General features: G+C 52.2%; 1 rRNA gene. It reads right to left on the bottom strand.

Going from position 1 to position 1438, the window contains the following annotated elements:
- Positions 1–1438: ribosomal RNA gene (locus ACFSCX_RS06935) — 23S ribosomal RNA — on the bottom strand; the annotation flags it as partial.

Genomic DNA, 1438 nt, shown 5'->3' with positions numbered 1-1438 from the left:
GCTAACCTCTCCTCTTAACCTTCCAGCACCGGGCAGGTGTCAGCCCCTATACTTCGCCTTGCGGCTTCGCAGAGACCTGTGTTTTTGCTAAACAGTCGCTTGGGCCTTTTCACTGCGGCTCTCTCGGGCTTGCACCCTACCAGAGCACCCCTTCTCCCGAAGTTACGGGGTCATTTTGCCGAGTTCCTTAACGAGAGTTCTCCCGATCACCTTAGGATTCTCTCCTCGCCTACCTGTGTCGGTTTGCGGTACAGGCACCTCTCACCTCGCTAGAGGCTTTTCTTGGCAGCGTGAAATCAAGAACTTCGGTACTATATTTCCCTCGCCATCACAGCTCAGCCTAACTAGAAGCGGATTTGCCTACTTCTAAGCCTTACTGCTTGGACGCGCATATCCAACAGCGCGATTCTCTATCCTTCTGCGTCCCCCCATTGCTCAAACGGTGAGGAGGTGGTACAGGAATATCAACCTGTTATCCATCGCCTACGCCTTTCGGCCTCGGCTTAGGTCCTGACTAACCCTGAGCGGACGAGCCTTCCTCAGGAAACCTTAGGCATTCGGTGGACAAGATTCTCACTTGTCTTTCGCTACTCATACCGGCATTCTCACTTCTAAGCGCTCCACCAGTCCTTACGGTCTAGCTTCAACGCCCTTAGAACGCTCTCCTACCAATGTCGTTAGACATTCCACAGCTTCGGTGATACGTTTAGCCCCGGTACATTTTCGGCGCAGAGTCACTCGACCAGTGAGCTATTACGCACTCTTTAAATGGTGGCTGCTTCTAAGCCAACATCCTGGTTGTCTGGGCAACTCCACATCCTTTTCCACTTAACGTATACTTTGGGACCTTAGCTGGTGGTCTGGGCTGTTTCCCTTTTGACTACGGATCTTATCACTCGCAGTCTGACTCCCGAGTATAAGTCTTTGGCATTCGGAGTTTGACTGAATTCGGTAACCCGATGAGGGCCCCTAGTCCAATCAGTGCTCTACCTCCAAGACTCTCAAACTCGAGGCTAGCCCTAAAGCTATTTCGGAGAGAACCAGCTATCTCCAGGTTCGATTGGAATTTCTCCGCTACCCACACCTCATCCCCGCACTTTTCAACGTGCGTGGGTTCGGACCTCCATTCAGTGTTACCTGAACTTCATCCTGGACATGGGTAGATCACCTGGTTTCGGGTCTACGACCACGTACTATGTCGCCCTATTCAGACTCGCTTTCGCTGCGGCTCCGTCTCTTCAACTTAACCTTGCACGGGATCGTAACTCGCCGGTTCATTCTACAAAAGGCACGCCATCACCCGTTAACGGGCTCTGACTACTTGTAGGCACACGGTTTCAGGTTCTCTTTCACTCCCCTTCCGGGGTGCTTTTCACCTTTCCCTCACGGTACTGGTTCACTATCGGTCACTAGGGAGTATTTAGCCTTGGGAGATGGT

The organism is Bacillus salitolerans, from assembly GCF_042680805.1.
GTDB classification, from domain to species: Bacteria; Bacillota; Bacilli; order Bacillales; family SA4; genus Bacillus_CJ; species Bacillus_CJ salitolerans.
This window is presented reverse-complemented; position numbering and strand designations above follow the sequence as displayed.